The organism is Candidatus Synechococcus spongiarum (assembly GCF_900047545.1).
GTDB classification, from domain to species: domain Bacteria; phylum Cyanobacteriota; class Cyanobacteriia; order PCC-6307; family Cyanobiaceae; genus Synechococcus_B; species Synechococcus_B spongiarum_C.
Genome location: NZ_FITM01000120.1, coordinates 1 through 7,246, shown reverse-complemented (window position 1 = coordinate 7,246; position 7,246 = coordinate 1). Strand labels below are relative to the sequence as shown.

General features: G+C 62.9%; 7 protein-coding genes. 3 read left to right on the top strand and 4 right to left on the bottom strand.

Annotated features, from left to right (window positions below; translation table 11 throughout):
* Positions 1 to 132: 132 nt before the first annotated feature.
* A complete protein-coding gene (locus FLM9_RS05130; RefSeq protein WP_074457563.1) occupies positions 133 to 1,029 on the top strand; it encodes a polyprenyl synthetase family protein in 897 nt (298 codons plus the stop codon).
* A gap of 5 nt (positions 1,030 to 1,034) precedes the next feature.
* Positions 1,035 to 1,529 (top strand): divergent PAP2 family protein, encoded by a 495-nt coding sequence (locus tag FLM9_RS05125; RefSeq protein ID WP_074457562.1) that lies wholly within the window; start codon positions 1,035 to 1,037, stop codon positions 1,527 to 1,529.
* A gap of 17 nt (positions 1,530 to 1,546) precedes the next feature.
* On the opposite strand, the gene pheA is transcribed toward FLM9_RS05125, so the two are convergent.
* Positions 1,547 to 2,497: a prephenate dehydratase gene (gene pheA / locus FLM9_RS05120; protein ID WP_074457561.1), complete on the bottom strand. Its 951-nt coding sequence runs from the start codon at positions 2,495 to 2,497 to the stop codon at positions 1,547 to 1,549.
* A gap of 50 nt (positions 2,498 to 2,547) precedes the next feature.
* On the opposite strand from pheA, the gene FLM9_RS05115 reads away from it, so the two are divergent.
* Positions 2,548 to 3,069 carry a DUF1997 domain-containing protein gene (locus tag FLM9_RS05115; protein WP_257243016.1) on the top strand — a complete coding sequence of 174 codons (522 nt, stop codon included), beginning with the start codon at positions 2,548 to 2,550 and terminating at the stop codon, positions 3,067 to 3,069.
* Here the strand turns inward: FLM9_RS05115 and FLM9_RS05110 are convergent.
* The 3 genes from FLM9_RS05110 to FLM9_RS05100 all read right to left on the bottom strand — a co-directional run.
* Positions 3,008 to 3,667, bottom strand: a complete 660-nt coding sequence (locus FLM9_RS05110; RefSeq protein ID WP_306806796.1) for a ribonuclease HII — start codon at positions 3,665 to 3,667, stop codon at positions 3,008 to 3,010. The genes FLM9_RS05115 and FLM9_RS05110 overlap by 62 nt on opposite strands.
* 55 nt (positions 3,668 to 3,722) lie before the next feature.
* Complete coding sequence (locus tag FLM9_RS05105; RefSeq protein ID WP_074457559.1) at positions 3,723 to 5,585, bottom strand: Rne/Rng family ribonuclease; 1,863 nt, start codon at positions 5,583 to 5,585, stop codon at positions 3,723 to 3,725.
* A 128-nt stretch (positions 5,586 to 5,713) separates the two neighbouring features.
* On the bottom strand, positions 5,714 to 7,246 hold a 1,533-nt coding region (locus tag FLM9_RS05100), incomplete at its 5' end, for a TIGR03936 family radical SAM-associated protein (RefSeq protein ID WP_143324612.1).

Below are 7,246 nucleotides of genomic sequence, written 5' to 3'. Positions count from 1 at the left end.
CCCAGCTCCAAAGGCGTGCTGGAGCAGGCGGGGAGTGGTTGAGGAGGTTTTTCAACAAGCTCCCGGGGGAAGCCCCTAAGGGACAATGGCTCCCCATGCCGTTTCTGTGGGACGGCTCCAGTTCCGTTTGCCATGGCCTATCAACAGCTCTTTGAATTGGAGACTTATCTTCAGGCCAAAAAGGTCCAGGTGGAGGCCGCCCTTGCGGAAGCCGTGACGCTGGAGCAGCCTGCCAGTTTGCGGCAGGCCATGGAATACTCCCTGTTGGTGGGAGGTAAGCGGTTGCGCCCCGTTCTCTGTCTGGCCAGCTGCGAGCTGGCGGGTGGAGAGCCCCGGTTGGCCCTGCCCACGGCCTGTGCCCTGGAGATGATCCATACCATGTCCCTGATCCATGACGATCTACCGGCCATGGATGACGACGACCTGCGGCGGGGCCGCCCCACCAACCATAAAATGTTTGGTGAAGCCATGGCGATCCTGGCCGGTGACGCTTTGCTCTGCCAGGCGTTCGAGATGGTGGCGGGGCGCTCTTCTGGGGTTCCGGCCCAGCGACTGCTGGCGGTCACCGCCGAGTTGGCCAGGGCCGCAGGGGCGCCTGGCCTTGTGGGGGGGCAGGTGGTGGACCTGGACAGTGAGGGGAAGCGGGTCCCCTTGGAAACCCTGGAATTCATCCACCTCCATAAGACGGCAGCCCTGTTGGAGGTGTCGGTCATCAGCGGCGCCCTCATTGCCGGAGCGGCCGAGGCGCTGGTGGCGGATCTGCGCCGCTACGCCCGCAACATCGGTCTGGCGTTTCAGATCATCGACGACATTCTGGACGTGACGGCAGACAGCGCCACCTTGGGCAAAACTGCAGGCAAGGACCTGCTCACCGAAAAGAGCACCTACCCGGCCCTGCTGGGCCTTGAGGCGTCTCGCCGGAGCGCAACCCAGTTGATCACCGCCGCCAAGGCGGCCCTGGCCCCACAGGGGGAGGCGGCTCGTCCGCTGTTGGCCTTGGCAGACTTCATCACCACCCGTAACCACTGATCCCCATGGATGCCCTCACCGCGCTTGCCGACAACGCCGTCCTCACTTGGGCTCTCCTGGCCTGTGGTGCGGCCCAGTTCAGCAAGCTGTTGGTTGTGCTGGTGACGGAGCGCCAATGGTGCCCGTCAGTGCTCCTGGAGACCGGTGGCATGCCCTCCAGCCATGCGACGCTGGTCAGTGGGGTGGCTGCTGGCGTGGGCTGGCAGGTGGGCTTTGATCAGCCCCTGTTTGCTCTGGCCTGCGCCCTGGCCCTGGTGGTGATGTACGACGCCAGTGGTGTACGTCGCGCTGCTGGCCTCCAGGCGGAGCGGCTCAACGCCTTGATGACGACCCCAGTGGATGCTGACTGTTGCTCCTCCCTCGAACCCCTGAACATCAACCTGGGTCATACCCGGCGCCAGGTGTTTGTGGGGGCCGTGCTGGGAATTGTCGTGGTTCTTCTGGGCATCAGCCAGGTTGGTGGCCTCCTGGATGTCCTCACCAGAGCGGCCAGCCTCTAGTCCCCATGCTCCGTGATTCATGGGCGTTCCATGGTTCCCGGAGGCACGGTGACAACTGGATAGCTGCCGAAATTCAGCAGGTGCTCACAGGTCGGATACAGGTTTCGCAGAGCCTTCTGGAAAGGTGCAGCCTGATAATGACCCTCAACGTCAACGAAGAAAACATATTTTCCCAAGCCGGTCTTGGCGGGACGGGACTCAATGCGGGACATGTTCAGGGACTGGCCATGGAAGACCTGCAATGCCTCCACCAGTGCTCCGGGGCGGTCCCGCTGCCGCAGAGAGAAACAAAGGCTGGTGATCACGGCGTGGTCCCCAGGCGCAGGGGCGGTGCTGGCGCGCTCCGTCGCCACAACAGGCTGCACCAACAGAAAGCGGGTGCAATTGTTGGGTTCGTCGTTGATGGGATAGGCCAAAACGTTTAGGTCCTGTTCTCCGGCGGCATTCAGCGAGGCAATGGCGCCACGGAAGCGGCTGCCCTTCACCATCCGGGCAGCTTCTGCCGTGGACGTGGTGGGCAACTGCAGGGCCTGGGGAAGGTGGTTGTTCAGCCAGGTGCCGCACTGGCACAGGGCCTGGGGATGGGAGATGACCTCGCTGATGTCCTCCATGCAGCCACTCCCCAGCAAGGCATGGCGGATGGGCAACACCAGACCGCGCACAATTTCCAGACCCTGGGGTCCATAGGGATCGGGGGCGTCCGGAGGACAACAGGGTGTACTCAAGCTCCAGAGGGTGTCCAGCGTGGCCGTTACGCCACCCTGCACGGAATTCTCCACCGGTACCACGGCGGCAGCCGCAGTGCCGTCCCCCCCATGATCGGCCTTGAGCTGGTGCAGCACGTGCTGGATGGATGGTCCGGAACGGGGAGTATGGTGCTTCAGACCTTGAGCTTGAGCCAGTTGGCGGCAGGCGGCCTCGGCATAGGTGCCGGAGGGGCCTAGAAAAGCAATGGAGGGAACAGGCAAGGGTGGGTGACGGGATCTCACTTGGCTAAGATCCCATCAACAATGGCGCCATGGCCATGGAATTGGCCTTCTCGGCCCGGCAAAAGCTGGGTCTGGCTGTACCAGAATCTTTGGAGAGTCTGACTGCTTATCTAAGGCAAGAGGAGCGGGTGGTCAGGGTCCTGCTGGGTTCTGGCGCACTTCAGGTCCTGGGGCTGGCCCACTATCGCTACACGCTCCCCCGGCTCAGGGTTTTTCAATTGCAGGTGCAACCCATTGTTGACCTGCGCACCACGCTCCTGTCCCAGCGGTTGATCATTCGTTCCTGCCGGTGCCGTCTCGATAGCACGGTGCTGACCGTCAACGACTTTCAACTCCAGTTGGATTCCTGGTTGGAGGTCCGTGATGGGCAATTGGAGGGGGAGGCGTCCCTGGCTGTACAGGTGAGCCGCCCGGAGTTGCTGCGCCTGATTCCCAAAACCGTCCTGGAAGGCACAGGTGTCCGGGTGTTGGCTGGTGTTCTGGGGAGAATCAAGGCCAGGATGAGCCGGAAGTTGTTGCAGGACTTCCAGGACTGGCGCCGTGAGAATTGAGTGGCGTCTCCGGCAGGGTCTCTGCTGCTCCCGGAATCTTCCCCAGAAAGCTGAGACGGTGCAGAGGCGTGGGACCCAGGCGCTTGAGTGCTTCCCGGTGCCGAGGTGTTCCATAACCCTTATGGGAGGCCAGGCCGTAGCCAGGGAAGCGCCGATCCAGTCGGAGGAGTAGATCGTCCCTGGCTTCCTTGGCCACGATGCTGGCACAGGCAATGGTCAGGCAACGTTGGTCCCCGCGCACCACCGTCTGCTGGAGGTTGCGCCAGGGTCGCAGCCTCAGGTTGCCGTCCACCAGCACCAGCCGTGGCGCCTTGGCAAGACGCTGCAGGGCACGCACCATGGCCAGCTCCGTTGCCGCCCGTATGCCTTGTTGATCAATTTCCCGGGCCGAGGCTTGCCCCAGGCCCAGCTCCGTGGCCAGGCCATCAATGACCGGCAGAAGTCTTTGGCGATGAACTGGCTTGAGGGCCTTGCTGTCTTGAACGCCAGCAGCGGCAAGGATGGGCAGTGCCGCTGCATCCAGGCAGCAGGCCGCTGCAAACACAGGGCCGAACAAGCAGCCACGGCCCACCTCGTCCAAACCGGCAAGGGACGCCAAGGCCACCCCGGCTGCAGCCCCAAGACGTGTGTCCTCTCCAACCTGAATCAAGTTCTCAGGCGGCGGAGCGGCGCCGTCGCCGTCGCGGTCGGCCATTGTCCTGCTCGTTATCGGTCGCCGTCGGCCCAGCCTCTCCCCGGGTGGCCATGGGCGTCTCGGCCTGTGGGACGGCAGCATTGCCGCCCACTGTCCTGGCTGTGTTGTCTGCTGTCTCGTCCGACTTCGGCTGAGGAACCACTGTGGCAGCGGTTGTTGGGTCCTCGGCTTCAGTCAGGGGAGACTGGGTATTGCCGCCAGGGCTCACCACACGAACCGCCACGGCATTCGAGTCCCTGGGTGGGGTGGGAGCCATCAGCGCTGGATTGAAGCCACACCAACTGAAGACCTGCTTTTGATCTTCATTCATGGGTATGGCAACGGTCTCTGGGGCGTTGGTACTGGATGGGCCGGATTCTACCTCAGGCGATGGGCTGGTTTCTGGTTCGCCCGGAGTTGCACTTGGGGTGGCCGGGGTCTCGACAGGGGCTGATGCGCCACTGCGGCCACCGCCGCCACGGCGACGGCGACGGTTGCCGCTGCCACCGTTGCTCCCATCCACCACGTTGGCGGCCCCAGGACCAGTGGGGACGGTCACGGGAGCAGTGGGGGCGGTCACGGGAGCTTGCACGGTCCCCGTTGCCAAAGGCTGCATGGTGGCCTTGCCCGGCACCGTGGCCACGGTGCCTAGGCTACCAGAGTTGGGACGCTGGCCACCAAAGAGTTCGTAAATATTCTGACCCTGGCGCTTGCGGGTCAGTTCCACCAATCCCAACTCCGTAATCTGAGCAATCTGAGGCCTTGCCTTGTCGGGCCCCATGGCCTTCATGAAGTGCTCCAGCAACAACAGTTGATCCCGCCGCGACTCCATGTCGATAAAGTCCACGATAATCATGCCGCCGATGTTGCGCAGTTGGAGTTGGCGGGCAATCTCGGTGGCAGCTTCACAGTTGGTCCACAACACTGTCTCGCGGGCAGTGGCGGACCGTGTAAAGGAGCCGGAGTTCACGTCAACCACTGTCAGGGCTTCCGTGGGCTCGATGATCACGTAACCGCCGGAGGGCAGATCCACCCGGGGCAGGAGGGCCTGGTGAATTGCCGCATGAATGCGGAAGGCTTCCAGCAATTCCTCCGCACTGGCAAAGGAGTCCACCGCAACGGTGTTCTTTTCTGGGCCAAGGAAGGCTTTGACCCGCTCCACCACCTGGAGACTGTCCACCACCACCTTGTCCAGGCCAGGTCCACAGTGGTCCCGCAGGGTGCGATGAACAAAGTCGTCATCGCGGTTCAGGAGCACTGGAGGTTGACAGGTCTCCACGGTGGACTGGATCGTCTCCCACTGGCGGCAGAGCATTTCCAGGTCGTCAATAATCTGGTCCTCCCCCACCCCTTCGGCTTTTGTGCGCACCAGCAGGCCGGTTCCGGGAGGCTTGATCAAAACCGCTAAAGCCCGAAGACGATCACGCTCGGCCTCTTCGTTAATACGGCGGGAAATGTTGACCCCTTGTCCACTGGGCTGGAGCACCAGAAAGCGGCCGGGCAGGGTAATGTTGCCTGTGAGCCGAGGCCCTTTGCTGCCTGTGGGCTCTTTCATGACCTGCACCAGGGCCTTCTGGCGCGGCTCCAGCAGTTCCGTGATGGATCCAGCAGTCTGCCGCAGTCGCAGAGGACCCAGATCGGTGACGTGAATGAAACCGTTTCTTTCACTTTCACCGATGTTCACGAAGGCAGCATCAATCCCCGGGTGGACGTTTTCCACCATTCCAAGATAGATGTCGCCAATCTGATGTTGACCTTGGGCAACAATGAACTGGTCAACACGTTCGTTGTTGAGGATGGCGGCAATGCGAAGCTTTTCAGCAATAAGAATTTGCTTGGTCATGGAAGAGAACCTGAACGTTTTGTCAGGGGCGAGGGCTGTTGAAGAGAATTATTTTCGCGTCACTGAAACTGTTCAGCAGATCGAGGCACGGGGACAACCGTCGGTCGCTGCATCACGGCAATAACCTATCACAAGCAGGTGCCGTCCTGCCGGAGCCTGGTGGCCTCGGGATGCAGATAGAGCCAGTCGCGGTGCAGGGTGGTGATGCACAGTCCCTCGCCGAGATGGTCTGCCAAAATCGCCTCCAACTGCTCGGGCTTCAGGCTGCGTCCGCTGGGGTCAATGGCCACATCCACGGCCAATCGCGCCGCAGCGCCGTGCTGACCATGGAAGGTCAAGTTCTTCAGCAGGGGCCGCAGATCCCGTTGCCGGGGTCGTCCCTTTTTGTCCGTGTCGTCCCAGGGCAGGCTGGGGGCAGCCAGCACTGCCCCACAGGCCGCCTGCCACGACCGGTTTGGCAAGGCGACCCCCGATTCCGGGCAGAAGCCCATGATCCAGCGGGCCCCCTCCAGCAGTTGGGCCAGGCTCTTTTGCTTGAGGGGAACTTCTTCGGCCCCCAGGAGCTGAATCCCCTTGGGCAGTTGGGGCTGGAGGGCGTTGATCAGTGTCACGGGGGGGACCACTTCGGCCAACTCCAGATCCATCAATTCGCCACCACCCTGAACCCCCAAGGACAGGGCATGGCCCACCTGCAGCCGGGGCAGTGGGTGGAACCCGGCGCTGAAGCTCATGGGCAAGGCGGCGGCGCGCAGGGCCCGATCCAGCAGGCGCAGGAGATCCAGATGGCTCAGCAGGTCCGCATCCCCCTGCTTGGTGAAGCGTAGCCGCAGCCGCTGGACCCGGTGGCTCGCCGGCTGGACTCGGGGTGACGGCACGGGCACCGGTGGTGGCACCACAACATGATTGTGGCCAAACCCCGGTCCACACACCCCACAACTGCTGCAGGTGGCAAAGGAACAATCCGGCACCACCATGGCCTCCATGGCCCGTTGCAGGTCGTCTCGAAGCCACTGCCGATCCACCCCTGTATCCATGTGGTCCCAGGGCAAGGGCAAGGTTGTCGGGTCTTCGCCCTCCTGTGCCTGCTGCTGGTCCCTCCAACACAATCCCGCGGCGCCGATGGCCTGGTTCCAGGCGTTGTAGGCCCGCTCCACGCTTTCCCACCAGGCATCCATCCCCGCACCATTGCGCCAAGCGCCAACAATGACCTGGGCCAAACGACGGTCCCCGCGGCCCACAAAATCCTCCATGGCGGAGATCCGCACGTCTGTTTCATTCACCTTGAGGCGGGGAATGCCCCGCAGCGCCTGCCGCAGCAGCCCCTGTTTGCGGCGCAGGTCGTCACTGGAGACCTGATGCCACTGGAACGGTGTGTGTGGTTTGGGGGTGAAATTGCTGATGGTGAGATGAAAGCCCAGGGGGCCATGGCCACGGCACTCCCGCCTGAGCCAACGCACCGTCTCCGCAATGCCCAGCACGTCGGCATCGGTTTCGCCGGGCAACCCGATCATGAAGTAGAGCTTGACCGTCCGCCAGCCCTGCTGGTAGGCGGTGCGGACACCACGGAGCAGGTCCTGATCCGTGAGGCCTTTGTTGATAATGTCCCGCAGTCGCTGGGTGCCCGCCTCCGGGGCAAAGGTGACCCCCGTACGGCGGGCACC